Source organism: Pinibacter soli (assembly GCF_029961145.1).
Taxonomy (GTDB): domain Bacteria; phylum Bacteroidota; class Bacteroidia; order Chitinophagales; family Chitinophagaceae; genus Pinibacter; species Pinibacter soli.
The window spans coordinates 2,458,288-2,484,959 of sequence record NZ_JASBRG010000007.1 but is presented as its reverse complement, the minus strand read 5'-3'; the positions used below and the strand labels follow the sequence as shown (position 1 = coordinate 2,484,959).

Genomic DNA, 26,672 nt, shown 5'->3' with positions numbered 1-26,672 from the left:
TGCGCAACTTGTCGTTGTTTAAATTAGCTCGCCACAGAGGCAAGCAAATAAAAAGTTTAGCAAGACACACCTGAAGCATTTTCAAATTTTCAAATTTTCAAATCCTCAAATTTTCAAATTGGATTACTTCAAGTTGTGAAACACTTTTTGAACGTCGTCGTCCTGCTCCAGTTTATCAACCAGTTTCAGTACATCCTGCGCTTGTTCTTCGTTTAGCTCAACTGTAGAAGTTGGGATCCACTCAAGCTCGGAGCTGATAGGTGTGATGCCTTTGTCCTCCAGTGCTTTTTGAAGGTTACCAAAATCGGTGAATGCGCAGCGCAACACCAGTACATCTTCGCCATTTTCACCGCTACCTTCTCCCATTTCATCAAGACCGGCATCGATCAATTCCAGCTCCAGTTCATCTGCACTCAAACCTGCAGGATTCAATTTGAAAACACCCATTTTCTTAAACTGGAAACTAACACTTCCACTGTTTCCCAAAGCACCATCTCCTTTGTTGAAAATAGATTTTACGTTCGCCACAGTACGAACGTGGTTGTCGGTTGCAGTTTCAATAAGAACAGCTACACCGTGCGGAGCATAACCTTCATACAGGATCTCGTCGTAGTTGGTCATGTCTTTACCAGAAGCTCTTTTAATAGCAGCTTCTACTCGGTCCTTAGGCATGTTTACCGCCTTGGCATTCAGGTAGCAACGACGCAAAGCGGGGTTGGTATCAGGATCTGGGCCACCGGCTTTAACAGCGATCACAATTTCCTTTCCAATACGGGTAAACTGTTTTGCCATGCGATCCCAGCGGGCAAACATGGTTGATTTACGAACTTCAAAAATCCTTCCCATGATATATAATTTCGAATTTGAACGTTTAAGTGTATGAGCCTCAATTGGCAGGCAAACACGTGAATATTTTAGGTTCGGCAAAATTAGGAGATGGCGGGCATGTTGCCAAGCAATAACTGAATAACTGAATAATTGAATAACTGATTGTTTGAATATCGAAACCGCTGATTGAAGGTTAAGATTCAGTTATTCAGTTAATCAGTTATTTAGTCATAAAAAAAGACGCCCGGAGGCGCCTTTAAATTTATTTCTCAATCTTTTCGAAGTCTTTTGCTCGTGTAAGTATTTCACTTGGATTTCGAAGTTTGCTGTGCTTTCTGCTATAGAGGAAGTAGACTACTAAACCCACTGCCATCCAAAGGAACGCGACTTTCAACGTTTGTGCATCAAGCGCCACGATCATACCGCCGCAAATGATCACACCCAAGATCGGAACAAGTGGAACCAAAGGCGCTCTGAAAGGACGTGCAATATTGGGTTCTTTTCTTCTCAATATCCAAACGCCTGCGCTTACCAGAACGAATGCGAACAATGTTCCGAAGGAAGTCAGATCACCCGCAACATGTCCCGGAACGAATCCAGCGAAAAGGCCAACGAATACTAAAAGAATAAGGTTTGCTTTGTAAGGTGTTTTGAATTTCGGGTGAAGATCGCCGAACACTTTAGGAATCAAACCGTCGTTGCTCATGGTGTAGAACACGCGGCTCTGACCCATCAACATCACGAGGATTACAGAAGAAAAACCCGCAAGGATCGCAACAGTTACGCTTGTGCCTAACCAGCCATAACCTTTCATGTATGTTTGAATAGCATACGCTACAGATGCTTCTTTTCCCGCAGTTTTAAATTCCTGCCAGTTAGCAACACCCGTAAGAACGTGCCCAAAAAGGATGTACAGAATGGTACAAACCACCAATGAACCGAGGATACCGATTGGCATGTCTCTTTTTGGATTCTTTGCTTCTTGTGCTGCAGTGCTTACCGCATCGAAGCCAATAAAGGCAAAGAATACAATGGCAGCGCCGCCTAATAAACCGCCCCAGCCATGTTTGAAGAAACCTTCATGACCTGGCGTATTTGCAGGGATCAAATAAGGTGTGTGGTTCGCGGGATTGATAAATTTCCAACCAATTGCGATGAACAAAAGAACGATGGCAACTTTTACAAACACGATGATCGCGTTTACAAAAGCTGATTCCTGTGTTCCTTTTATAAGTAATAAAGTAAGAAGCAAAAGAATGAGAAGAGCAGGAGCATTTACAAGACCGTGTGTAGATTGTACCAATGGTGCAAGGCTCGCAGGCAGCACTTTCATTTGATCTTCGCTAAGCAAAAGTACGCCGTTTTTGATGCCTTTTGTAAGCTCAGGCATGGCAGCGGTAAACTGTGCAACGGCGTCTCCGGTTACTTTGTGTAGTGATTCAAAAGGAGAGTGGCACCATTCATATGGGATACCTCCTCCTAATAAGTTATTTAAGTATTCGCTCCATGCAATGGAAACCGTGGCGGCACCAAGGGCATATTCCATAATAAGCGCCCAGCCGATGATCCAGGCAACCAATTCGCCCATTGTTACATAAGAGTAAGCGTAAGCACTACCGGCGATAGGGATCATGCTGGCAAATTCTGCATAGCACAAACCAGCGAAAGCACAACCAATGGCTGCGATAACGAATGATAACGTAACTGCGGGACCGGAGGCTTCTGCGGCAGCGGCAGCGGTTCTTACAAACAATCCCGCGCCAATAATGGCACCAATTCCCAAAGCGATCAGATTACCGGCTCCAAGGGTTCGCTTCAATCCCTTTTCACTGTCTTCAGCCTGGGCAAGCAACTGTCCCAGCGGTTTCTTTACGAACAAACTCATATTAGCTGTTAATTAGGTTTTTAAAACAAGTTTAATTTAGGCAGGTAAAGTAAACAATTATCTTCAAAAATCGACCGATTTAAGCTGTTGATTTGGAATTGGGTGAAGAAAAAATGGAATGAATAAACAGTAAACTTTATCCATTGTGCTGGATAAAATCAAACGGAAAAACTAATTTTATAGCAGTTATTGGTGAGGAAATTTATGGTAAAATTCGATGTCCTCAATGCCCTACATTAAACCCTTAATACAGCCGTCACGTTTAATCTTACTCTTTTTTAAATAACCAAAACATCCATTGCGTCGCTACCATTAGTTGATCATTAATCGATACTGTCAAGCGACTTAACGTCACTAAATGAGTTTGCGTTGGTTTTTATTATAGATTTATTATCAGTTCAACCAAAATTAGCTAATGAAATTCAGGTTTATCCTTTCGCTGCTGTGCTGTATCTTTTCTATAACTTCCTTTGCGCAGCCCATTTGCGGATTTGATCATATTCACCAAACCAGGCTAACGATTGATCCACAGTATGCGAATCAAGTGCAGTTAAATGAACAGAAGATCCAAAAAATCATTCCGGAAAAGAAATCAAAATCTGTCCATGGATTTGGGACATTGTCTACTGCGATTATTCCGGTAGTAGTGCACGTTATTCATACCGGTGGCGCTGTGGGCTCAATCTACAATCCGTCGGATGCTGACGTACAGGGAGCCATTGATTACCTGAACAAGGTATATGCGGCAGATGCTTCTGTAACAAGCGGCAGCACTAACCTGGGAATTCAGTTTGTTTTGGCAAAACGGACTCCTTATTGCTCAGCTACTACTGGTATTGAACGCATTGATGGTTCGGGCATTCCTAATTATGTTGCCAACGGTGTTAACATGAACAGTACGTCGGGCACTAATGAGATAAATGTAAAAAACCTTAGCCGATGGGATCCAAACTCGTATTATAACATTTGGGTAGTGGATAAAATAGACGGGAATGATGGCACCAACGGACAATTTATAGCGGGGTATGCTTATTTCGCGGGGGCACCAGCTTCGCTCGACGGCACTGTTATGCTGGCGACTCAAATGAAATCAGGACAAAAAACATTGCCACATGAGATGGGCCATGCGTTTAGTTTATACCATCCGTTTGAGGGGTCTCCGGATAAGAACACCTGTCCGCCTAATACTAATAACGATTGCAATTTAGATGGAGACAGGGTTTGTGATACCGATCCTATCAGGTTCAATCAGCTTAATGGTGTTGTCGATTTTACGCCACGCACAGGAAACAACCCATGCGTAAATCAGTCCTATACTGCCAATACGGAAAGCAATTTTATGAACTACACCACTTCATATTTGCTTTTCACAGCGGGCCAAAGTGCAAGGGTAAGTGCAGCATTGGGCTCATTGAGAGCTTCACTGGCAAATTCGCTGGGAAGCTTGTCAATAGACATGGCACCCGCCTGTGTTTCTCAAATTAATTTTGAAATAGGCAGTAGTTCTGTAACAGAGGCCACTACAAGTGTAGACAACTGTCGTGGCTATACAGACTACAGTTATCGCATCCTCAGCAGCGGTCCTCAACCTGCACAAGCCGTTACCGCAACGCTAACCTTAGGTGGTACTGCAGTGCGTGGAACGGATTATGACATTACTACCAACGGCAGTTTTACATCACCATCTTTAGATATTCCGTTTTCAACTTCGAGCGATGAAACCAAAAGCTTTACCGTTCGCATTTACGATGATAAAGCAATAGAGTTGCAAAAAACAATATCGCTTGCTTTTACTTTGAGCAACACATCCACATCAATAGGAAATATTAACCCTGCACTTACAATTACATTAAACGATGATGATGTAGCACCGGTGACTTATTTCTCTGGATCAATTGCCCTAATTAAAACACCCACAACGTCGGGCGGAAGTATAGTTAGCTGTTTTTCGGGTGATCTGCACCGCCATAGAGTGCAGTATTTATATAGAAAGGCAGATCTCTATAATGCAGGCATAGTCAATGCCGCAGTTTTAACGGCACTTAAGTTACAGGTTACAACCAAAAACAGCACGAAGCCTTTTACTGGATTTACAGTTTCTATGTGTCAGGTACCCACCACGACTACAACATTGGGCAATTTTGCGTCAACCACAGGTTTTACAACTGTATACTCTGGTAATTATACAACCACGGTGGGAACCAACAATATACCTTTCTCCACTAATTTTAACTGGGATGGCCAGTCAAACATAGTGATCAATATGTGTTATGATAACGGAAACACAAATTCCAACTTCGATGAACTGGCATTTAACGCAGATTACGGGCAATATGTAGCAGCGCTTAGTAGTGGGAGTGGAGCTTCCAGTGGATGCGCACTGCCTGTTGGATACGTTGCCACCAGCAACCCTGCTATAACTTTCGACTGCTCCTTTGGCTTATTTGTCGAATCAGCGATAAGTTCTGATGAAGAATACCTGGGAGCCAATGCCCTTGTGTATTTTAAAGATGCCGCTGGCAAGCTGCTGGCGAACATACAGAACTTGTCAAGCTTCGATTATGGTTGTACAAAAGTGGAAATAGACAGAGCAGGTACAAGTGCCAATATTTTCTGGCATAACACAAACGACAAAAAAGTGGCAGCTACAACATTTAAAGTAACGCCAACCAACGCTAATCCGAACGGTCAGTACAAGATTACCTTATACTATACGAAAGCGGAAATAGACGGTTGGAGAAGCATAACGGCTAAAAACCTTTCTGATGCAGATATGAGAGTAGTGAAGATTTCCAATCACAACATATCGGAAGTATCGCCAGCCACGCCATATGTATCGGATGTTCAATGGGCCCCATTCACAAAAGAAGACTTTGGTAGTGATACCGCCATTTCTGCCACATTCAATACAGGCTTCTCTGGTTTCGGAATTGGCGCAATAGACGTAACGCCTTTGCCTGTTACATTGCTATCTTTTACGGGAAAGAGCCAGAATGATAACGTTGCGCTAAATTGGGCAACATCAACGGAAATCAATAGCAGCTATTTTGATGTGGAAACAAGCGTAGACGGTACGAATTTCTATAAAGCGGGGCAAGTAAAAAGCAAGGGAAATTCCGGCTTGGTGCAGGATTACAGCTTTATCCACTACTCTCCGGTAGAAGGTGCAAACTACTACAGGCTAAAACAAGTGGATCTGAACGGAGCCTTTACATACAGTAACGTCATAGCTGTGCAGTTTGATAACAACAAAGGACAGGTTATAAGCATCTACCCAAGCCCTGTAAACAATGACCTGAATATTACTTTCAGTAAAAGAGAGGAAAATGTGATGCTCCGGGTTATTTCTATTGATGGTAAAGTAGTTGAAACGAAACAAATTGGTATAGCTGAAGGCAAAACATCATTGAATGTTTCTTCCCTAGTCAATGGCGTATATATTTTGCAGGTAAGAATAAATAATGAATGGAGGCATTTTAAGTTTGTAAAACAATAATAAACCATGTGGGAATAGCATTCGCCGCTTAATTTTTCCACGACCTTCGCACCAATAGTGGCCCTCAAAGGGAATGAAGCGTCTGGGGGCTTTTATACTAAATTTTTGTCAAGTCAATTTTTTTTTGAACTTTCGGTGCTTATTAACCTTAATAGTCGCTAAAACATTATGTCAAAAGGCAATAAACTCACATTGTGGATCATCATAGCAATGTTATTAGGCGTAATCGTCGGATATTTTATCCACGAGAGTGGCGGCGGTAAAAGGCTACAATACAAACCCAAAGAGGGATTTGCCGGAAAAGACACCGTTGTCCTTCAGATATCATCCCAGGTTGTAAAGCAGCCAATCATTGTATATAAAGACGAAGACAGTTACAGAATTGATACCGTAGCAAGCGGGAGCGCATGGAGAACGATAACTGACATTGATGGCAAGTACGTTCCAACCTACATCAAGGTACATCCGGGTACGAAGATTGAGAAAATAGTAGAGCAGCCTAAACACGGTGTAGCCTTTACGAGACTGGATAATTTTGCTACCAGCATAAAATTACTGACCGTTATTTTCCTTCGCCTTGTGCAAATGATAATCGCGCCATTGGTGTTCTGCACATTGGTAGTAGGTATTGCTAAACTGGGCGATTTAAAAACAGTAGGGCGTGTTGGCGGTAAGGCATTGCTCTGGTTTGTTACCGCATCCCTGATCAGTCTTTTGATTGGGTTGGTCTATGTAAATGTTTTTCAGCCGGGTCATGTTATAAACCTGAGTAGCGGCGATGCAGCTGAAGCAAGTGATCTGATTGGTAAAACAAAATCTTCTTTTTCGTTGTCCATGTTCATTGAGCACGTCATTCCCAAAAGTGTGATAGAATCAATGGCTTCTAATGAAGTGCTGCAGTTGGTGGTGTTCAGTGTGTTTTTTGGAATTGCTGCGACCGCTGTCGGCGACTATGCAAAACCAATGATCAAAGCGCTCGATGGTGTTGCACACGTGATCCTTAAAATGGTTGGCTATGTAATGGGCTTTGCGCCGCTGGGTGTGTTTGGTGCAATATCAGCCGTAATTGCAGTAAAAGGATTAGAAGTTTTTAAGTTTTACGGATACTATCTTTTTTACTTTCTCATAGGTATTGCAACGCTTTGGCTGTTGCTGTTGCTGGTGGGTTATTTGATTTTGAAAAATCGATTGCCGGCACTGGTAAAAAGAATTGCACAACCGCTGTTGATCGCTTTCAGTACAACCAGCAGCGAAGCGGTTTTTCCAAAACTTACAGAGGAACTTGAGCGTTTTGGTTGTAAGGATAAAATCGTGTCATTCATTTTGCCATTGGGCTATAGTTTCAATCTTGATGGGAGCATGATGTACATGACTTTTGCCAGCTTAACCATAGCGCAGGTATATAAAGTGCCTCTCGATTTGCCAACACAATTAACTATGCTGATAGTTCTGATGCTTACCAGCAAAGGAATTGCCGGAGTTCCAAGAGCATCACTGGTAGTGGTTACAGCAACATGTGCCATGTTTAAAATTCCACCTGAAGGTATCGCATTGATCTTGCCGATCGACCACTTCTGTGATATGTTCAGAACCGCAACAAATGTGTTAGGCAATGCTTTGGCGACAACAGTTGTTAGCAAATGGGAGGGCGAATTGGGAGAAGAAGTAACACAGACTGCATAAGAAATACCATAGAAACAGAACAGGATTTGAATACTAAAAAAGTAATTATGATTAAAAGGATTTCGGTCTTATTGGGGCTCTTGATTATGACGATGAATTTTTCTTTTGCACAAAAAGAAATTACTCTTCAATTCCTTAACCAGTATGAAACACCGCTGAAAAAGGTAAGCGTCGAAAACGCCGGTAAAACAAACGAGTATGCTCCTGATAAAGCCGGCTTTGCAGTAGTGAATGTTGATCCTTCATCACCCGTTACTGTGACAAGCCACGATCACGAAAATGTTGTACTATCAGCAAATGAATTAACTGATAAGAAAATAGTTCAGTTGCATAAGATCTTCTCATGGAAAGATCTGCTGAACCCAATGTTCTACATTATCAATGGAGGCTTTTGGTTATTACTTTTCATTGTATTTGCAGAAACAGGATTGTTTGCCGGTTTCTTTCTGCCTGGCGACAGCTTGTTGTTTGTTGCCGGCATTTACAGCGCTAACCTTGCACATGAGTTTTTGAAAGCATTGGGCTTGGGCGGTGTACATTCTGAGTGGTTTGATTTGTTTCTCCTCGTGGCATTGATATCTGTCGCCGGTATACTTGGAAACATGCTTGGGTATTGGTTTGGCCGCAAAATTGGCCCAACGATGTACACCTGGAAAGACAGGTTCTTATTTAAGAAAAAATACCTTAACGACGCGCATGATTTTTACGAAAAACACGGCGGCGGAGCTATCATCTTCGCCCGTTTTCTTCCTGTGATAAGAACCTTTGCCCCAATCATCGCGGGCATTGTTCAAATGGACAGAAGGAAGTTTATGCTAAACAATATTATCGGTTCTGTGGCATGGGTTGTGAGCATGGTTTTCGCAGGCCATTTTTTGCAAATTTGGGTGCGCAAACAATTCGGTTTTGAATTGAAAGATCATCTTGAAATGATAGTGATCGGCATTATAGTTGTGACGACAGCGCCGGTACTTTGGAAGATATTTTTCGGGTCAAAAAAACCAACACAAACGACATAAGTTGAGAGTTGAAAGTGGAAAGTTGAGAGTGAGGGCGCGTAAATCATTTTCAACTTTCAATTAACTCTCAACTCCCCATTCTCAATTCTCAACTAGCTTATGAATCCAACATCCAAAACCACAGGTCTCTTCAACATCATAGTTATTGTAGCCGCGCTTGGTTATTTCGTAGATATTTTCGATTTGCTGTTGTTCGGCATGATCCGTACAACGAGTTTGAAAGACATAGGAATTACTTCCAAAACAGATATTGAACGCTTTGGCCTTATGCTGGATAACTGGCAAATGATCGGCATGCTCATCGGAGGTATTTTCTGGGGCATCATGGGCGACAGAAAAGGAAGGCTGTCGGTGCTGTTTGGTTCCATTCTTACTTATTCTATAGCCAACATTTGCAACGGATTTGTGCACGACGTACACATATATGCGGTTCTTCGTTTTGCTGCGGGCTTTGGTCTCGCGGGTGAATTGGGTGCAGGCGTAACAATGGTGAACGAAGTGTTGGATAAAGAAAAACGCGGTCTCGGCACTGCGCTGGTCGCAGGCACGGGAATCTTAGGCGCAGTGATCGGAGGATTTGTGGTGAAATGGGTAGGCGATTGGCGGACATGCTATTTCATTGGTGGCGGGATGGGCGTATTCTTGTTGTTGCTTCGTATTGGCGTTTTTGAATCAGGCATGTATGAAGCCGTGAAAAAATCTGACGTAAAAAAAGGAAGCATTCGGTTGATCTTTCAGAAAAAGGAACGCTGGCAAAAATACATTGCTGTTATTTTGATCGCTATTCCTATCTGGTATATCGTTCAGCTATATGCGAAATACTCGCCAGAACTCGCCGATGCACTGGGGTTACAGTTTTCCGACGCAGAAAGAAAAACAGTTCCCATCAATGCCATCATGCTTACTTACCTTGGCTTAACATTGGGCGACTTTGCTTGTGGTCTTATTTCTCAACATTTAAAAAGCAGAAAGAAAGCCATTCTCGGGTTCATGCTCAGTTCCATCACAGTTATTATTCTGTTCTTTTTGCTCGCGCCATTAAGTCAATACTTCTTCTATACCGGTATTTTTATGTTAGGTTTTACAGGCGGTTATTGGGCAGTGTTTATGAGTACCGCTGCAGAAAGTTTTGGCACAAACATCCGCTCAACAGTTACCAACACAGCGCCCAACTTCGTAAGAGGCTCGGTAGTTCTGATCAACCTGATGTACGAATTCTTCAAATATTCAATGAACTTCAATTCTAAATACGCAAACATCTTTGTGGGTATAATGGTCTTTGCTGGTGCGCTTTGGGCATGGACAAAATTGGAAGAAACGTTTGGAAAAGATTTGAATTACGTAGAGAGTTGAAAATGGAACGCAGATTTTTATGATTGTTAAGATTTTTTATGATTTTGATTAAATCATAAAAAATCATCAAAACCATAATAATCAGCGTTCCTTTTTCAATTTTCAATTATTCCCCTATTTTCGGTCAATGAAATTTCTTGTGATCCGCTTTTCCTCCATTGGTGATATTGTGCTGGCATCGCCCGTTTTGCGTTGCCTCAAAAAACAGGTGGCAACTGCGGAGGTCCATTTTCTTACAAAAAAATCTTTTAAGGCGGTAACGGAAGCCAATCCTTATGTTGACAAATTCTTTTACTTCGATAAAGATCTTGGTGAAGTAATTGAAGAACTAAAAAAAGAAGATTACGATTACGTAATTGATCTGCACAAGAATTTCCGTTCCGGAAAAATAAAAAGAGCGCTGGGTAAAAAAGCATACACGATCGATAAACTCGATTGGCAGAAGTTTTTGCTTACAAAATTGCACATTGATAAAATGCCCAAACGCCATATCACACAACGAAGCCTCGATACGGTTGCTGCGTTTGGCGTAAAGGATGACGGTCTGGGCCTTGATTATTTTATTCCACAAAAAGATAATATTGATATCAGCAAGGACCTGCCTGCTTCGCACCATGCAGGCTACATTGCGATTGTAATCGGTGCATCCTACTATACGAAAAAATTACCCGTTCACAAGCTAAGGGCATTGTGTGCGCAAATCAATCACCCAATCATATTGGTTGGCGGAAAAGAAGATGTGAAAGAGGCCGAAGCCATTGCAGAAGAAGACCCGGTAAAAATTTACAATGCCTGCGGCAAATTTAATCTTAACGAGTCGGCAGACATCGTGAGATGCTCAAAATTGGTGATATCGCATGATACCGGACTTCAATATATTGCCAGTGCATACAAAAAGCCAACGATCGCGATCTGGGGTGGTACTTCACCAAAGCTTGACGTAGAGCCGTATTACGGCGCAAATTATATGGCCAGCCTGAAAAAATCTCCTTACATAAACATGCTCGTACCTAACCTGCCATGTCAACCTTGCAGCAAGTATGGGACAAACAAATGTCCACGCGGTCATTTCAAATGTATGGAGCAGCAGGATGTTTATAAGATTATTGATGAGGTGAGAGGATATTTGAATAACTGAATAATTGAATAAACTGAAGTTGAAAGGCGATTATTCATTTGAACCTCAATTATTCAATAACCGTTCTATATTCAGTTACACAGTTACTCAGTTATTCTGTTATTTCACATGCACTCCCTTCCATTCGCCGCCTTTTTCAAAGAAATTGAAACCCGTTATGCCGTCATAACAGCCGAATTGGCCGGTCCACTGATCATTTGTATTATAGAAGTTGTAAGTTCCTTTTCCGCTCCTTACAAAATAGCCAAGCCATTTGTAAGACCTGTCGAAGTATAAGATGACGTTTTGGCTCGCGGAAGAAACGTAGCCCATCAGCTCATCATCGATATCAAAAACAAACAGCCCCTCCCAATTCGGATTTTGCGGGTGAAGTTCATTGTGATACATAGGATTAAGCATCTTGTTTTTATTGGGATTTAAATCGTTAACGATAATTGGGTTGATGCTCGCGTTTGTATCAGGGTTGAGGGTAGCATTATGTTCAGGACTAATGTTCCAGTTTACTTTGGGATTGATAGCCGCATTTTTTTCGGGATTAATGCTTTTATTATTAGCAGGACTTAGATTTGGGTCCATCCTGGGATTGTGTTTCGGGGGGATGTTCTGAGAAAAGCAAAGCACTGGAAAGAATAAGGCTATTAGTATTTTAATGGATATAATTTTAATCATACAGGGTCGATTTTTATGAGGCAAAAGGTCATGTGCGGATCGATCCATGATCTTTAACCTTTTAAGCATTCAATTTGTTCGTTTTATTCTATTTGATATACTGATGCATCCACTTGCAATCCTTGTTAAAAAGATTGTACCCGCCGCTGTTATCGGTACACAAAAACTTTCCTGTCCACAGGCCGGTTACGCTGAAATGATTGAAAAGTTTTTCCGAAGCCCTTACAAAATACCCATCCCACTCCATCTGGCTGTTAAAGCACAAGATAACTTCCTGCGACGCTCGTGACACATATCCTCTTAGCTCGTTATGCTCATCAAAAATATATTGTCCATCCCACGAAATGTCATCTGGCCAAAGATTTTTGATATACAACGGATTCAAAACAGAGTTTTGCTGAGGGTTATAATTCAGGTTCATCAGCGGGTTGATCTTTTCGTTTTTGGAAGGATTGCATTCCGTTGTTTGAACAGGATTGATGTTCCAGTTGGTGACCGGATTGATAAAAGAATTGCTATCGGGATTGATATCGCGATTAAAAAATGGACTCAAATACCTATTAAGCATGGGATCGTGCTTTTTAAAAAGCTCGCTTTTTTGCGGAAATGCAGTTAAGCAAATACCCATAAACGTTACACAAAACAACCACTTCATAAACAAGCTGTTAAAATGTTTATGCCCAGATACAGTAAACTAAGTTTTATGGGATAATTGGAAGGGTCTGAGGGCGCAGATTATTAGTTATTCAAAAAGGTTTGGAGTAAAAGATGGGGCAAAAATAATAAAAAAAGGCGGCAATGAAGAATTTGCCGCCTTTTTGGCTGTTCTGGTCCCTCTTGTTGGAAGAGGTTACAAAGTTTTCAGAACGTCGTTCATGTTACGAACGGCGTCAGCACTTTTCTTGAAAAGCTCTTGTTCTTCAGCGTTAAGATCAAAATTGAGGATCTTTTCCCAACCGGATTTGCCGATTATAACGGGTACGCCTAAGCAAATATCTTTCTGGCCATATTCCCCGTCAAGGCTCACGCAGCAGGAGAATAATTTCTTTTCATCGTTAAGAATGCTTTTTACAAGCGCGGCGCCGGCAGCTCCGGGAGCATACCATGCCGAGGTGCCGATCAGTTTTGTAAGCGTCGCACCGCCTACCATTGTGTCCCCAATAATTTGTTTTTGCTGTTCAGCGCTCAGGAAGCTGGTAACAGGCATGCTGTTCCATGTAGCAAAACGGATCAGCGGAATCATAGTCGTATCGCCGTGACCGCCCACTACCATTGCATTCAGATCTCCAGGGCTGGCACCTAAATGTTGGCTCAGCTGATAACGGAAACGTGCGCTATCCAATGCACCGCCCATACCAATGATCCTGTTCTTAGGTAATCCGGTAGCCTGCAATGCGAGGTAGGTCATTGTATCCATGGGATTACTGATCACGATGATGATCGCGTTTGGCGAGTATTTCAGGATGTTTTCGGCTACACCGCGAACAATCCCTGCATTTACCCCAATTAATTCTTCCCGCGTCATTCCTGGTTTTCTCGGCAATCCTGAAGTGATCACTACTACATCGCTGTTGGCGGTTTTTGAGTAGTCATTTGTACTGCCCGTAATGCGTGTGTCAAATCCAAGCAAAGCGGCAGTTTGCATCATGTCCTGTGCCTTGCCTTCTGCAAGCCCTTCTTTAATGTCTAGTAAAACTAAGTCCTGGCAAATAGAGGCTCTTGCAATGTTATCAGCGCATGTTGCGCCTACTGCACCAGCCCCAACAACTGTAACTTTCATGTAAAAGAATTTGCGGTGAAAAAATAATTTTAAATCAAGAAACGTGAATGATTCCGTTACAGACAAGGCATTGCCTTGTCTGTACAGCGACTATATTCGTTAAACTTAGTAAATAATTGACTGGTTTATTATGATTTAGTCCAATTTATTATCAAAAGCTTTTAAGAGCTTGTCTGGCTTGCGATTTCCTTCGAAAGTGGTGATCAGGTTGCCTTTTTTGTCATAAAGCGCCAGGTATGGCAGACTTTGCATTCTGTAAAAAGGAGGAAAAAAGAACTTGGAATCTCTACCTATTTTGATATTTGGATATCGCACCAGCTCGAATTTTTTATAAAAATCAACCATTTCCTCATAGGGTTGGTAGGTCATCATAACGATCTCTATATCCTTGAAACCCTTCATGGCGCCTAAAATATCCTGCGTTTGATGCTGGCAATGTTCACATTCAGGACTAAAATACATCAGCAACACTTTTTTATGCTTGGGGATGTCGTCCCTGGTCACATTAGCACTGTCTAGTCCAATCAATGTAAAAGGCGGAATATTTGGAAATCTTTTGTAAGCAGGCAGTGTATCGTCTTGAGCGAAAAGTTTTCCCATAAAAAGGACCGTCAACAACAAAAAGGATATTTTTTTCATGGTGGGAGTTATTGTGGTACAATGATAAGAATAACTGAGTAACTGAGTAACTGAATAACTGAATAAATAACGAGTTATTAGTTATTAGTTGTTGGCTGTTAGGCTCTAGGTGCGTCTTTCTTCCTAACAATTAACAACCAACAACTAACTACTGATAACTAAAGACTCATGCCAATATTCAGTTATTCGGTTATTCAGTTACTCAGTTATCCAATCATTGGATAAATTGCCTTAGATTTGCCGCTCTGAACCCGTTTTGGGTCAACAATCTTGTATAATTTTTTATTATTTATTTATGGCAAATACATCAGACATCAGTCGTGGCCTGATTATTAAATTAGACGGAAGCCTTTATTCCGTGGTGGAGTTTGGCGAAAACAAAACTGCAAGAGCTGCAGCAAAAGTTTGGGCCAAATTGAAAGGAGTGGATAACAACCGTTCCATTGAAAAAACATGGAACAGTGGGGATACTATTTATCCTGTGCGTGTAGAGAAAAAAGCTTTCCAGTTTTTATACAAGGACGACAGCGGCTACAACTTCATGGATAATGAAACTTTTGAGCAAATTGCTGTAGCTGAAAATATGGTAGATGCCCCTCAGTTCCTGAAAGATGGCCAGGAAGTAGCGGTAATGTTCAACACAGAAACCGAGCAACCAATGAGCGTAGAATTACCTGATAAGATCGTTTTGCAGGTTACTTACAGCGAACCAGGCGTAAAAGGCGATACTGCTACCCGTACATTGAAGCCTGCAACTGTGGAAACAGGCGCAACTGTAAACGTACCGTTATTTGTAAACGAAGGCGAATTGATCCGCGTCAATACAAAGACAGGCGAATACGTAGAAAGAGTAAAAGAATAAACTAACATATCATTGGAAGTAAAAACCCGAATTTTCGGGTTTTTACTTTTTGTAAGGATTTTTATTAATTTCAAAAACTATTCCGTTGTATTGTAGTTAATACATTTCCTTATCTTAGCAGCCCATTTTTTAAACTGGAAAATTCTTCATCATGGATTTCAAACAAATACAAGAGTTGATTAGAATAATCAACCGGTCCAATATCGGTGAGTTGACGATTGAAGAGAAAGGCTTTAAAGTTACTATCAAGCAGAAACAAGACAATATTCAGCAAGTTGTTGCTGCAGCCCCTCAAATGATCGCCGCTGCTCCTGCTGCAGCATTGCCTGCCGCTGCCCCTGCTGCTGCTACCGCCGCAGAAAAAGCAAAGCCTGCAGCAGAAACTACCGCAAGCAACCTCATTACTATAAAAAGTCCGATGATCGGAACTTTCTATCGCAGACCTTCTCCAGACAAACCTCTTTTCATAGAAGTAGGTGACGAAGTAACTCCTGGTAAAGTAGTTTGCATCATCGAAGCGATGAAACTTTTCAACGAAATTGAAAGCGAAGTAAAAGGTAAAATCGTAAAAATATTGGTTGAAGACAGTACTCCGGTGGAGTATGATCAACCGTTGTTTTTAGTAGAACCTTAAGGTGTGCTGAGTTATAAGTTGTAAGTTGTAAGTTATAAGTGCCAAATGGGAAACTCCCACAACTTATTACTTACAACTTAATACTTAAAACTTAGAACTTTCTTCCAACTTAAATTCAATTAACTTAAATGTTCAAAAAAATATTAATAGCCAACCGTGGAGAAATTGCGCTGCGTGTGATCCGTACCTGTCGCGAGATGGGCATTAAAACAGTAGCGGTTTACTCTACGGCTGACAAGGATAGCTTGCATGTGAAATTTGCTGACGAAGCAGTTTGCATCGGCCGTCCTCAAAGCAGTGATTCTTACCTGAATATTCCTCACATCATGGCCGCAGCCGAAATTACCAACGCGGACGCCATCCATCCCGGTTACGGATTTTTGGCGGAAAACGCGAAGTTTTCGGAAATATGCGGTGAACACAATATCAAATTCATCGGGCCAACTCCTGCTATGATCAATCAGATGGGTGATAAGATCACCGCTAAAGAAACGATGATCAAAGCTGGCGTTCCTGTTATTCCGGGTAGTGAGGGTCTTTTAGACACCCTTGAAGAAGCATTGGACCTCGCGAAAAACACCGTGGGTTATCCCGTGATTCTGAAAGCAACTGCCGGTGGTGGTGGTAAAGGTATGCGTGTGGTATGGCACGAAGAAGAAATGGAGCGTGCTTATAACACTGCGAAGGCGGAAGCTTTGGCGGCCTTCAAAAATGATGGTATCTATATGGAGAAGTTCGTAGAAGAACCTCGCCACATCGAAATCCAGATTGCAGGTGACCAGTACGGTAAAGTTTGTCACCTAAGCGAAAGAGATTGTTCTATTCAACGTCGTCACCAAAAACTGGTAGAAGAATCACCTTCTCCGTTTATGACACCTGAATTGAGGCAAAGAATGGGAGAGGCTGCAATTAAGGCTGCTTCTGCTATCAATTATGAAAGCGTTGGAACAATTGAATTCCTTGTAGATAAACACCGCAATTTCTACTTCATGGAGATGAACACCCGTATCCAGGTAGAGCATTGCGTTACGGAAGAAGTAGTGAATTTTGATTTGATCAAAGAACAAATCAAAATTGCTGCCGGTGAGCCGATCAGTGGTAGAAACTACGAACCGGAAATGCATGCGATCGAATGCCGTATCAACGCAGAAGATCCATACAATGATTTCCGTCCTTCACCGGGCAAGATCACTGTTTTGCACCAACCCGGCGGTCACGGTATCCGTATCGACAGTCATGTTTACACTGGTTATACAATTCCTCCATACTACGACTCCATGATTGCTAAGATCATAGCGGTTGCACGTACGCGTGACGAAGCGATCGACACCATGCACCGTGCATTGAGCGAGTACGTTATTGAAGGTGTAAAAACTACCATTCCGTTCCATCTTCAGTTAATGAAAGATGAACGCTTCAGAGCAGGTGACTTCAACACTAAGTTCCTGGAAGGTTTTAAAATGCAATAAATCATTTCGAAACAGCATATTATAAGAAAGCTCCGCGATCGCGGAGCTTTTGATTTTAACACTACCCTGAAATGAAAGACGTTTTATTGCAAAACGTGAAATGTGAATCGTGAATAGGACATCATGATCACTCATTCACTTTACTATTTATTTAAAACTCAGTAGTACGGATACCATTCACCATTTACCATTCACGACTATCCAGTCACGGATACGCCGGTTGCGTCAGAAACCTCGCTTCTATGATGTCTGAAATGCTGATGACGGTCTTTTTTAAACTCTGCCAGTTTTGCTTTTTGATCATCATTCAAAATGCCGGTCACCTTATTCCTTCTTTCCTGACTAAGCGATTTGAACTGATCCTTGCGTTGCTGATCGCTTAAGGTTTTATCGTTCTTAAGCGCCATCATTTTGTCCTTGTATTCTTTGTTAATGCTTTTCCACTGCGTCTGTTGATTCTGCGATAGATTCAGCTCTTTAATGTGTTGCTTTGTCTTCGCAACTTTTTGCTTCTTCATCTCCTTAAGCTTTGATTGTTGCTCAGGGGTGAGGATTGTATTCATTTTATTTTGTTGCTCCTGGTGCAAAGCCTTGTATTGTTGCTTGCGTTGCTCCGCGGTCAGGCTGCTATCGGCTTTCAATGCTGCAAATTTTTGCTTGTATTCAGCATGCATGCTTTTTATCTGCGCCTGCTGTTCTTTTGTAAGATTCAACTCTGATTTGACTTTATCCTTTTTATGGGCAGTGGAGTCCTGAGCAGATGCAGCCACTGCAAAACCGATTGATAATGCGACGATAGCAAATAACTTCTTCATATTTTAAAATTTTTGTTTTTACCAATGTGTATCTAAGAAGCACATAGAAACAAAAAGTTTAATGGGGCTAATGTTAAATAATTGGAAAGGGGAAAATTAAAAGTTGAAAATAGGTGTTGGCTACAAAAAAGAAATGCCCATGAGTATTTTGCTCATGGGCATTTCTTTTTTATTTAATTGTGATTACCGACAAATGTGGGATCGCGGGACTTTGGATCTGCCATTTTCAATTAATCACTATTGTTTTTTGGTCGCCAGCTGCACCTGTCCGTACGTTGGAATTTGCTGCATTATACTGGCTCTTATTTGCGTGAGCAAGTATAGCTCTGCCTGGTAGAACTGAAAAGCCACATTGGCATTGGTGGCCTTCTTGATTTTCATGTAATATTCTTCAAGCGTCTTTTCCTGGCTCTGCCTGTTTGCAAAGTATTTCATGGCAAGTGAGTCAGCGGTCGCTGATGTCATGTTGCCATATGCGTGTACTGTTTGTTCATACAACTTGATTCTCCCTTTACCGGTTGCAATATTTTTTTTAGCATACTCATCATAAATTTTCCAAAACGCAGCAGAGTCTTTCGCCGAAACAGCAACCAGTTTGGCCATTGCCTCTTTCTTTTGCACGCCCAATAGATTGGCCATCGCCTGCGCTTCTTCATCGGAGGTTTGTGCGTAAGAACTTGCAAAGATACAAAGGCCGAAAACGGTAAGTAGTATGAGTTTCATAAAAAAGAAATTTTCCGAAAGAAACTCATTTATTATTTAAAAAGAAAGGAGAGCAGACGTTTTACAGTAAATGCGAGAGCTTTATTTAATTGAAAATTGACAATTATCGGGTGGTTAATACGTATTTTAAAGGCTTGCAAAAATGTGAAGCCCATGAGTGTTTGCTCATGGGCTTTTAATCTGGTGTTATTGCCAGCAGCTGGCATTTTATGTCGGACTTCAATATTTTAGGAACCGCCATTTTCAACTTTCAACTTTCAATTTTCAATTAATTACTGCTTCTTCGTCGCTAGCTGTACCTGTCCATAAGTTGGTATCTGCTGCATGATTTGCGCCCTTATTTGCGTGAGCAGATATACTTCAGCCTGGTAGAACTCAAACGCAGTAACTGCATTCGTTGCCTTTTTTATTTTCTGATAATATTCTTCCAATGTTTTCTCCTGGTCCATTCTGTTGGCAAAATATCTTGTTGCAAGGGAATCGGCAGTGCCTGCGCCCATAGCGCCATATGATTGCACCGTTTGTTCATACAGCTTAATTCTGGCTTTGCCGGTTGTAACATTTTTCTTTGCATACTCATCGTAAATTTTCCAAAAAGCAACTGAATCTTTTGGAGCAACAGAAACCATTTTGCTGATAGCTTCTTTCTTTTGTACACCAAGTAAATTTGCCATTGCTTCGGCTTCTGCGTCAGATGTTTGCGCATATAAACTGCTTGTGATATAGAGGCTGAAAATGGCGAGTAGTAAGACTTTCATATATTTTCTTTTTAGCAAGAAACTCAATAATTATGTAAGAAGAAAGGAGTGAGAATGTTTTACAGTTAAATGAAGAAAGCACGAGGGGAAAGAGGTATATTCTAATTGAAAATTGAAAGTTGAAACTTGAAAATTGAAAATGATGGTGCGGTTATTCAGTTACTCAGTTATTCAATTATTAAAGCCTTCACAATCTCCTCAAGATACTTCTGATCAGTTTCATCAAACTCATTTAAATCTTTGCTATCCACATCAAGCACCCCAACAACTTCATCGCCTTTAAAAACCGGTACTACAATTTCAGATTTGGATAAACTGCTACAGGCAATATGTCCGGGGAATTTTTCAACATCGGGAACGATTAGTGTTTTTGCTTCGGCCCAGCTAGCGCCGCATACGCCGCGACCCTTTGCAATGCGTGTGCATGCAACAGGACCCTGGAACGGTCCGAGGACTAGCTCACCTTTTTTAACCAAATAGAAACCGATCCATAACCAATTGAATTGTTCCTTCAATGCACCGGTAATGTTGGCAAGGTTGGCGATCAAATCTTCTTCACCCTCCAATAACCCTTTTATTTGCGGAATAAGTGCTTCGTATTGGTCAGTTTTTGAACCTCTTATTATCGTTAAATCTTCTGCCATAAAAAAAAGAAACAACCAATTTGAAGGTTGTTTCTTTTGTAAAATTAGGGGGAAGTTTTGAGTTATGAGTTTTGAGTCGAACGCCCACTGTCGTATATGCTTTATTTTGCCTGTTTCATATTGTTCACAACTCAGACTTACAACCCAAAACTCAAAACTCACAACTTCTTTATTTGCCCGGGAAATCAGATTCTGATTCTTTGCCGTTTTCAAACACCGCCCGATACAGGAAGCCTGCGATCAGGGCACCAATGATTGGCGCCGCCCAGAACAACCACAATTGACCAACCGCCCAACTGCCTGCAAAAATTGCCTGGCTAGTGCTGCGGGCAGGGTTAACAGAAGTATTGGTAACGGGAATGCTGATAAGGTGAATCAGCGTAAGTCCCAGGCCAATGGCGATGCCTGCAAAACCTTTCGGTGCTCTTTCGTCTGTCGCACCCAAAATAATGATCAGGAACAAACAGGTCATTACCACTTCACAGGTAAAAGCGGCTGCGACAGAATAGTGCCCCGGCGAGCCTGGCGTATCGCCATAGCCGTTAGCAGCAAAACCACCGGCCGTAGAAAAGCCGTCGTGGCCGCTGGCAATAATGTACAACACGCCCGCAGCTGAAATGGCACCCAGCACCTGTGCAATAATGTAAGGAATAAGTTCGCCTGCGGCAAAACGGCCGCCTGCCCATAAACCAACAGAGACAGCAGGGTTAAGGTGTGCGCCGGAAATATGGCCAAGCGAATAGGCAATGGTCAGTACAGTTAACCCAAATGCAATTGCTACGCCTACGAAGCCAATACCAAGATCGGGAAAGGCCGCAGCAAGTACTGCGCTTCCGCAACCGCCAAGTACCAGCCAGAATGTGCCGATAAATTCAGCAACCAGTTTTTTTGTCATACAATAAATTTTAGTTTGATAGCAAAAGTTTATCTCTGGTAAAACGAATCTTCATGACCCGCTAATCAGGGAAAACTATTAGTTGTCATTTTAAAGAGTTTAGTTGCAACGGTATTTATAGAATGCGCATATAATTATTTAATTAATAAAATATAATAACTATGTGTCGCTGATAAATGAATTGCCTGATCTTGAATCATGATATACAATCAGCAATTACTAAATGTTTGCGTAAGGGTACTTATTTTATCGGTTAAATTAACTACCTGTCGGTGTAGTTGTCATAAACATTCAAGTGCTGGTTTCAGAAGCCTTTCTCCACAATTACAACCCCTTGATTTGTAGATATTTTACCTCACAAAAAAAGTAGAATTTCACACAACTTTGTTAACCTCCGCGTGTTAAACAATTCTAATTAGTCACCATTTTAGAATAGATGCTTATGAGATACTTCTCAATGGGCAGATGTTTTTGCGTTTGTATGTCCCTATGTGTGCTTGCTCTTGGCGCACGGGCAAACGAAAACAACAAGCCGTCTGAAACAGTCACCTCGTACTCCAACGTTCCCGGTCTATTAAATGATACAGTACCGAAACGGGTAACCGGAAAAGTTACCTCTGAAGAAAACGGGGCTCCACTCGCGAATGTTTCCATTACTATTTTACAAACAAAAAAAGGAACCGAGTCGGATGCTGCCGGGAACTTTGTCATCTACGCCAAAGATGGCGATGACATTCAGTTCTCTTACGTGGGTCGTACGCCCAAAGTCATTACATTCCACAAACAGGCTACGCTCAATGTGACGTTGGTTACCGGCACCGAAAGAGCGCTTTCGGAAGTAGTGGTGACAGGATACCAAAATATTGACAAACGGAAATTCTCCGGAGCCGCTGTTGGTCTTAAAGCGGAAGATGTAAAGATCGATGGGATGACAGATGTGAGCCGCATGCTGGAAGGGCGGGCCGCCGGTGTATCTGTTCAAAACGTATCCAGCACTTTTGGTACAGCACCTAAAGTGCGCATACGTGGGGCCACTTCCATTAACGGGGATAACAAACCGCTTTGGGTAGTGGACGGGGTAGTGCTGGAAGATGTGGTGAATATTTCCAACGATCAATTGTCAAGTGGTGATGCTGTTACGTTGCTTGGCTCGTCTGTTGCGGGTTTAAACGTAAACGATATTGAAAGTTTCGATATACTGAAAGATGCCGCTGCTGCTGCGTTGTACGGCGCAAGAGCGATGAACGGTGTAATTGTGATCACCACAAAAAAAGGACGTGTAGGTAGACCAATTGTTTCCTACGTGGGAAATTTCAGTACACAGTTAAAGCCAACTTACAACTCATACAACATCATGAACTCTGCCGATCAAATGGCTGTGTATACTGAGTTATATAAAAAAGGAATGTTGAACTCAACCATTTCCGATGGACCAAACACTGGTGTGTACGGAAAAATGTACGACGAAATAAATACCTACAATGAAACCAATGGAAAGTTCGGCGTTGAAAATACAGTAGCAGGAAGAGCTGCGTTTCTTCAAAGATATGTAGGCGTGAATACCGACTGGTTCAATGTGTTGTTTAAAAACTCTTTTATACAGGAACATAACCTTAGCATTTCTTCCGGTACCGATAAATCGCAAACATATTTCTCCACCAACTTTTACTATGACAACGGTTGGACAATTGCGGACAATGTAAAACGCTATACACTCAATTTTAAAAACACTTATACTCTCAACAATAAGCTAACAGCCGGCTTCTCAACCGTTGGATCGCTGCGCCAGCAAAGGGCTCCGGGCACATTGCAGCGTGCCGCCAACGCTGTCGAAGGAAGCTATGACAGAGATTTTGACATCAATCCATTCAGCTACGCGATCAACACCAGCCGCACGATCACACCATATGATTCAACCGGACAACTCGAATATTTTAAAATGAACTATGCACCCTTCAACATCGTGAACGAATTAAAGAATAACTACATCGATCTTACAGTGCTTGATATTCGCTTGCAGGGAGAGTTGTCTTACAAGTTTGCAAAAAACTTTCGCTACGAATTTGTAGGTGCATTACGTTTTGTAAAATCAACAACGGAACAGCAAGTGCGTGAAAACTCCAACATGGCAAACGCATACAGAGCCGCAGGAACATCAACCGTTCGTCAAAACAATAAATTTCTTTACCGGGATCCTGATAACCCCGACGCAGAACCGGTGGTGGTATTGCCATATGGAGGTTTTTATAACAGGCAGGAAGATCAGTTGGCCAACTACGAAATCAGGAACAGCCTTAACTACAACAAAACATTTAACGAAGTGCACAGCCTGAATGTGCTGGTGGGGCAGCAGATTAAATATGCGAATCGTCAGAGTGCAAACAACACTGGTTATGGTTATCAATATGATCAGGGTGGCGTCCCGTTCATTGATTACAGAATCATCAAACAAGCGTTGGAAAACAGTTTTCCTTACTATGGCATGGTAAAGACTTACGACAGGTTTGCCGCTTTTTACGCTACCGCAGGATACTCCTACAACAGGAGATTCAACTTAACTGGAACTGCTCGCTACGACGGGTCCAATCAGTTGGGCGAATCAAAAACTGCACGATGGTTACCAACCTGGAGCGTGAGCGGTTCGTGGAACATAGACCAGGAGTCATTTATGAAGAATGTTGACTTTGTAGACTTTCTTACGTTACGTGCAAGTTATGGTTTAACAGCAAGTATGGGACCTGCTACCAACTCATCCATTGTGTTGAAAAATATGCAGACACGCAGACCTTATCTCTCCGAAGTTGAATCGGTAATTCTTCAGGAAAGTTTGGAAAACGAAGATCTCACCTGGGAAAAATTATATACCGGAAATATAGGTGTAGATGCCACAATGTTCAACAGACGATTGAATATAACGCTGGACCTTTATAGAAGAAGAAGTTTTGATTTGATCAGCATTGTCAAAACATCGGGCATTGGCGGTGAAGCATACAAAGCCGCAAACTATGCTGATATGAAATCACATGGGGTTGAATTTCTAGTGGGTGGCGATATCATACGGCAAAATGATTGGGGATGGAAAACCAATCTGACATTTGGCTATAATGAAAATGAAATTACTAACGCCAAGAACGATCCAATCATATTCGATCTTGTAAAAGCTGAAGGGGGTAACAAACAAGGTTATCCTGTAAATGGTTTGTTTTCGCTTGATTACAAAGGCCTGCAGCCAAGAACCGGTGTGCCGCAATTTGTAAATGAAGATGGAGATATAAGTCCTTCAGTGTATCTGCAAAGTGACAACACACAGCACCTTGTGTATGAAGGTCCGGTAGATCCAAAAATTACAGGAGGGTTTTCAAACACCGTTCGCTACAAAGCATTTTCCGTCAACGTATTTCTTACTTATCAGCAAGGCAACAGGATTAGGCTTTATCCTGCGTTCAAGCAGCGCTACTCCGATCTTGATGCGATGCCTAAAGAGTTTTACGATAGATGGGCGATACCTGGCGACCAGGGGCAAACAAATGTGCCTTCCATCGCAGATGTGTATGAGCAATATTTGTTAGGAGGTTCCTATCCTTATAACAACTACAACTATTCGACACAGCGTGTTGCCAACGGTTCTTTCGTAAGATTAAAAACAGTATCGCTCACCTATCAGTTGCCGGCAGCGACTCTGCAAAAAGCGAAGCTGAATAACTTATCAATAACGGCGCAAGCGATTAATCCATGGCTCATTTATTCCGATTCAAAACTGAAGGGACAGGATCCTGAATTTTTCAACGCCGGTGGTGTGGCGCAGCCGATACAAAAGCAGTTTACACTTTCGTTGAAAGTAGGAATATAGGAAAAGTTAAGAGTCAAAAAGAAAAAGTCAAAAAAGGAAGCTGATAACTCACTACTCAAAACTCATTACATGAAATACTCAATATATATCTTCATAATTTTTACAGTTGTCATTAGCAGCTGTAAGAAATATTTGGAGCAAGTGCCGGATAACAGAACGCAGTTGGATTCGCCGGAAAAGGTAGCGCAACTTTTAGGCACAGCGTATCCGCAAGCGAGTTATATCACCTTTGCTGAAGCCATTTCAGATAACGTAGAAGACAAAGGTGCGGGCGTTGTGCTCAACATCAATCTTGATCCATTCAACTTTCAGGATGTAAGAGATCAGAATCAGGATTCCCCCGAGTTTTACTGGAACGGATGCTATACAGCCATTGCAGCCTCCAACCAGGCGCTGGCAACATGTATGGCTGCGCCAGATTCGCAAAACTATCGCACGCAGAAAGGAGAGGCATTGGTAACAAGAGCTTTCTCACATTTTATGCTCGTAAATTTCTTTTCTAAATTTTATGACCCCGCAACAGCAGGTACAGATCCCGGCATTCCATATGTAACAGAACCGGAAAAAGTAGTGTTCAAAAATTACGATCGCAAAACAGTGCAGTACGTGTACGACATGGTAGAGAAAGATCTAACCGCCGGACTGCCACTGCTAAAAGATCAGGCATATACTGTACCGCGTTATCACTTTAACCTGGCCGCGGCACATGCATTTGCGACGCGGTATTATTTATTCAAAAAGAATTATGACAAAGTAATAGAACACGCAACAGCAGCATTCCCCAATAACAATTTTGCCGACAATATGCGCCCATGGAATACTACTTATCAAACACTTTCTTTTTTCACTTTGCTCGCGACCTATACCAAGGCTACAGAGGTTGCGAATTTGTTGCTCACAGAAATGCCTTCCAACTATGCACGCAATTACGCTACGTTCAGGTATGGACTAAGCTATGGAAAACAACGTGACATTTTAGGCACCAACGTAACAGGTGGTAAATGGGCATACTCAGTATTTTATTACGGTTCACAGGATTATTTTGTACCAAAGTTCAATGAGTATTTTGTAACTACATCGATCAACGCAAATACCGGTATCCCTTATATTATGCAGCCGGAGCTGACTACAGAAGAAGTATTGTTGAGCAGGGCAGAAGCTTACATCTATAAGAACAACACAGCTGCCGCTATCGCAGATTTAAACACTTTTATAAGCAAACGCATAATAAACTACAGTCCGTCACAGCACAACATCACCGCTGCAAAGCTTGCTAATTTTTATGGAACATCAGATCTGCAAACAGGATTACTACTTGCAACACTTGATTTCAGAAGAGCGGAATATGTGATGGAAGGACTGCGATGGTTCGACCTGCAGCGATATAAAATACCTGTAACGCATTCGTTTTTTGATGGCTCTACAAAAACACTGAGCGCCACTGATCCGTATCGCGTTTTCCAAATACCAGAATCTGCAAAGCTTTCAGGTATTGCATTAAACCCGAGGTAGGAATTAGAAATTAGGAATCA

General features: G+C 41.9%; 21 protein-coding genes. 10 read left to right on the top strand and 11 right to left on the bottom strand.

From position 1 onward, the window contains the following. Window positions 1-123 precede the first annotated feature (123 nt). Both QJ048_RS20450 and QJ048_RS20445 read right to left on the bottom strand, forming a co-directional pair. Window positions 124-846 (bottom strand): YebC/PmpR family DNA-binding transcriptional regulator, encoded by a 723-nt coding sequence (locus QJ048_RS20450; RefSeq protein WP_282336287.1) that lies wholly within the window; start codon window positions 844-846, stop codon window positions 124-126. Between the two features lie 244 nt (window positions 847-1,090). Beyond that, a complete protein-coding gene (locus tag QJ048_RS20445; RefSeq protein WP_282336286.1) occupies window positions 1,091-2,713 on the bottom strand; it encodes an amino acid permease in 1,623 nt (540 codons plus the stop codon). A 415-nt stretch (window positions 2,714-3,128) separates the two neighbouring features. On the opposite strand from QJ048_RS20445, the gene QJ048_RS20440 reads away from it, so the two are divergent. From QJ048_RS20440 to QJ048_RS20420, 5 genes are all read left to right on the top strand, one after another. Then, window positions 3,129-6,209 (top strand): zinc-dependent metalloprotease, encoded by a 3,081-nt coding sequence (locus QJ048_RS20440; protein WP_282336285.1) that lies wholly within the window; start codon window positions 3,129-3,131, stop codon window positions 6,207-6,209. A gap of 168 nt (window positions 6,210-6,377) precedes the next feature. Then, a complete protein-coding gene (locus QJ048_RS20435) occupies window positions 6,378-7,892 on the top strand; it encodes a dicarboxylate/amino acid:cation symporter (protein WP_282336284.1) in 1,515 nt (504 codons plus the stop codon). A 47-nt stretch (window positions 7,893-7,939) separates the two neighbouring features. After that, entirely contained in the window at window positions 7,940-8,911 is a 972-nt protein-coding gene (locus tag QJ048_RS20430; RefSeq protein ID WP_282336283.1) for a DedA family protein, read from the top strand. A gap of 99 nt (window positions 8,912-9,010) precedes the next feature. Next, window positions 9,011-10,264, top strand: a complete 1,254-nt coding sequence (locus QJ048_RS20425) for an MFS transporter (protein WP_282336282.1) — start codon at window positions 9,011-9,013, stop codon at window positions 10,262-10,264. A gap of 127 nt (window positions 10,265-10,391) precedes the next feature. Continuing rightward, window positions 10,392-11,402, top strand: a complete 1,011-nt coding sequence (locus QJ048_RS20420; protein WP_282336281.1) for a glycosyltransferase family 9 protein — start codon at window positions 10,392-10,394, stop codon at window positions 11,400-11,402. Between the two features lie 99 nt (window positions 11,403-11,501). Here the strand turns inward: QJ048_RS20420 and QJ048_RS20415 are convergent, their stop codons facing one another. The 4 genes from QJ048_RS20415 to QJ048_RS20400 form a co-directional block, all read right to left on the bottom strand. Then, window positions 11,502-11,978 (bottom strand): hypothetical protein, encoded by a 477-nt coding sequence (locus QJ048_RS20415; RefSeq protein WP_282336280.1) that lies wholly within the window; start codon window positions 11,976-11,978, stop codon window positions 11,502-11,504. Window positions 11,979-12,159: 181 nt separating this feature from the next. Then, on the bottom strand, window positions 12,160-12,726 hold the full coding sequence (locus QJ048_RS20410; RefSeq protein WP_282336279.1) for a hypothetical protein: 567 nt from the start codon (window positions 12,724-12,726) through the stop codon (window positions 12,160-12,162). 195 nt (window positions 12,727-12,921) lie between these two features. Next, window positions 12,922-13,851 (bottom strand): malate dehydrogenase, encoded by a 930-nt coding sequence (gene mdh / locus QJ048_RS20405; protein WP_282336278.1) that lies wholly within the window; start codon window positions 13,849-13,851, stop codon window positions 12,922-12,924. 135 nt (window positions 13,852-13,986) lie between these two features. After that, entirely contained in the window at window positions 13,987-14,490 is a 504-nt protein-coding gene (locus QJ048_RS20400) for a TlpA family protein disulfide reductase (protein WP_282336277.1), read from the bottom strand. Window positions 14,491-14,785: 295 nt separating this feature from the next. On the opposite strand from QJ048_RS20400, the gene efp reads away from it, so the two are divergent. The 3 genes from efp (at window position 14,786) to accC (ending at window position 17,455) form a co-directional block, all read left to right on the top strand. Continuing rightward, the gene (gene efp / locus QJ048_RS20395) at window positions 14,786-15,352 is read left to right on the top strand and encodes an elongation factor P (RefSeq protein ID WP_282336276.1); all 567 of its coding nucleotides are present in this window, start codon (window positions 14,786-14,788) and stop codon (window positions 15,350-15,352) included. A 151-nt stretch (window positions 15,353-15,503) separates the two neighbouring features. Beyond that, on the top strand, window positions 15,504-15,986 hold the full coding sequence (gene accB, locus QJ048_RS20390; RefSeq protein ID WP_282336275.1) for an acetyl-CoA carboxylase biotin carboxyl carrier protein: 483 nt from the start codon (window positions 15,504-15,506) through the stop codon (window positions 15,984-15,986). 128 nt (window positions 15,987-16,114) lie between these two features. Beyond that, the gene (accC, locus tag QJ048_RS20385) at window positions 16,115-17,455 is read left to right on the top strand and encodes an acetyl-CoA carboxylase biotin carboxylase subunit (RefSeq protein WP_282336274.1); all 1,341 of its coding nucleotides are present in this window, start codon (window positions 16,115-16,117) and stop codon (window positions 17,453-17,455) included. A 197-nt stretch (window positions 17,456-17,652) separates the two neighbouring features. Here the strand turns inward: accC and QJ048_RS20380 are convergent, their stop codons facing one another. The 5 genes from QJ048_RS20380 to aqpZ all read right to left on the bottom strand — a co-directional run bounded on the left by QJ048_RS20380 (window position 17,653) and on the right by aqpZ (window position 21,290). Then, entirely contained in the window at window positions 17,653-18,270 is a 618-nt protein-coding gene (locus tag QJ048_RS20380) for a hypothetical protein (protein WP_282336273.1), read from the bottom strand. Window positions 18,271-18,507: 237 nt separating this feature from the next. Continuing rightward, entirely contained in the window at window positions 18,508-18,993 is a 486-nt protein-coding gene (locus QJ048_RS20375) for a hypothetical protein (protein ID WP_282336272.1), read from the bottom strand. 272 nt (window positions 18,994-19,265) lie between these two features. Beyond that, window positions 19,266-19,751 carry a hypothetical protein gene (locus QJ048_RS20370; protein ID WP_282336271.1) on the bottom strand — a complete coding sequence of 162 codons (486 nt, stop codon included), beginning with the start codon at window positions 19,749-19,751 and terminating at the stop codon, window positions 19,266-19,268. A 167-nt stretch (window positions 19,752-19,918) separates the two neighbouring features. Then, window positions 19,919-20,395, bottom strand: coding sequence for a GAF domain-containing protein (locus QJ048_RS20365; protein WP_282336270.1), 477 nt, complete (start codon window positions 20,393-20,395; stop codon window positions 19,919-19,921). A 169-nt stretch (window positions 20,396-20,564) separates the two neighbouring features. Then, window positions 20,565-21,290 carry an aquaporin Z gene (aqpZ, locus tag QJ048_RS20360; RefSeq protein ID WP_282336269.1) on the bottom strand — a complete coding sequence of 242 codons (726 nt, stop codon included), beginning with the start codon at window positions 21,288-21,290 and terminating at the stop codon, window positions 20,565-20,567. Window positions 21,291-21,732: 442 nt separating this feature from the next. Between aqpZ and QJ048_RS20355 the strand changes: the two genes are divergently transcribed. Next, window positions 21,733-25,140 carry a SusC/RagA family TonB-linked outer membrane protein gene (locus QJ048_RS20355; RefSeq protein WP_282336268.1) on the top strand — a complete coding sequence of 1,136 codons (3,408 nt, stop codon included), beginning with the start codon at window positions 21,733-21,735 and terminating at the stop codon, window positions 25,138-25,140. Window positions 25,141-25,209: 69 nt separating this feature from the next. Then, window positions 25,210-26,652: a RagB/SusD family nutrient uptake outer membrane protein gene (locus QJ048_RS20350; protein ID WP_282336267.1), complete on the top strand. Its 1,443-nt coding sequence runs from the start codon at window positions 25,210-25,212 to the stop codon at window positions 26,650-26,652. The last annotated feature ends 20 nt before the right edge of the window (window positions 26,653-26,672 follow it).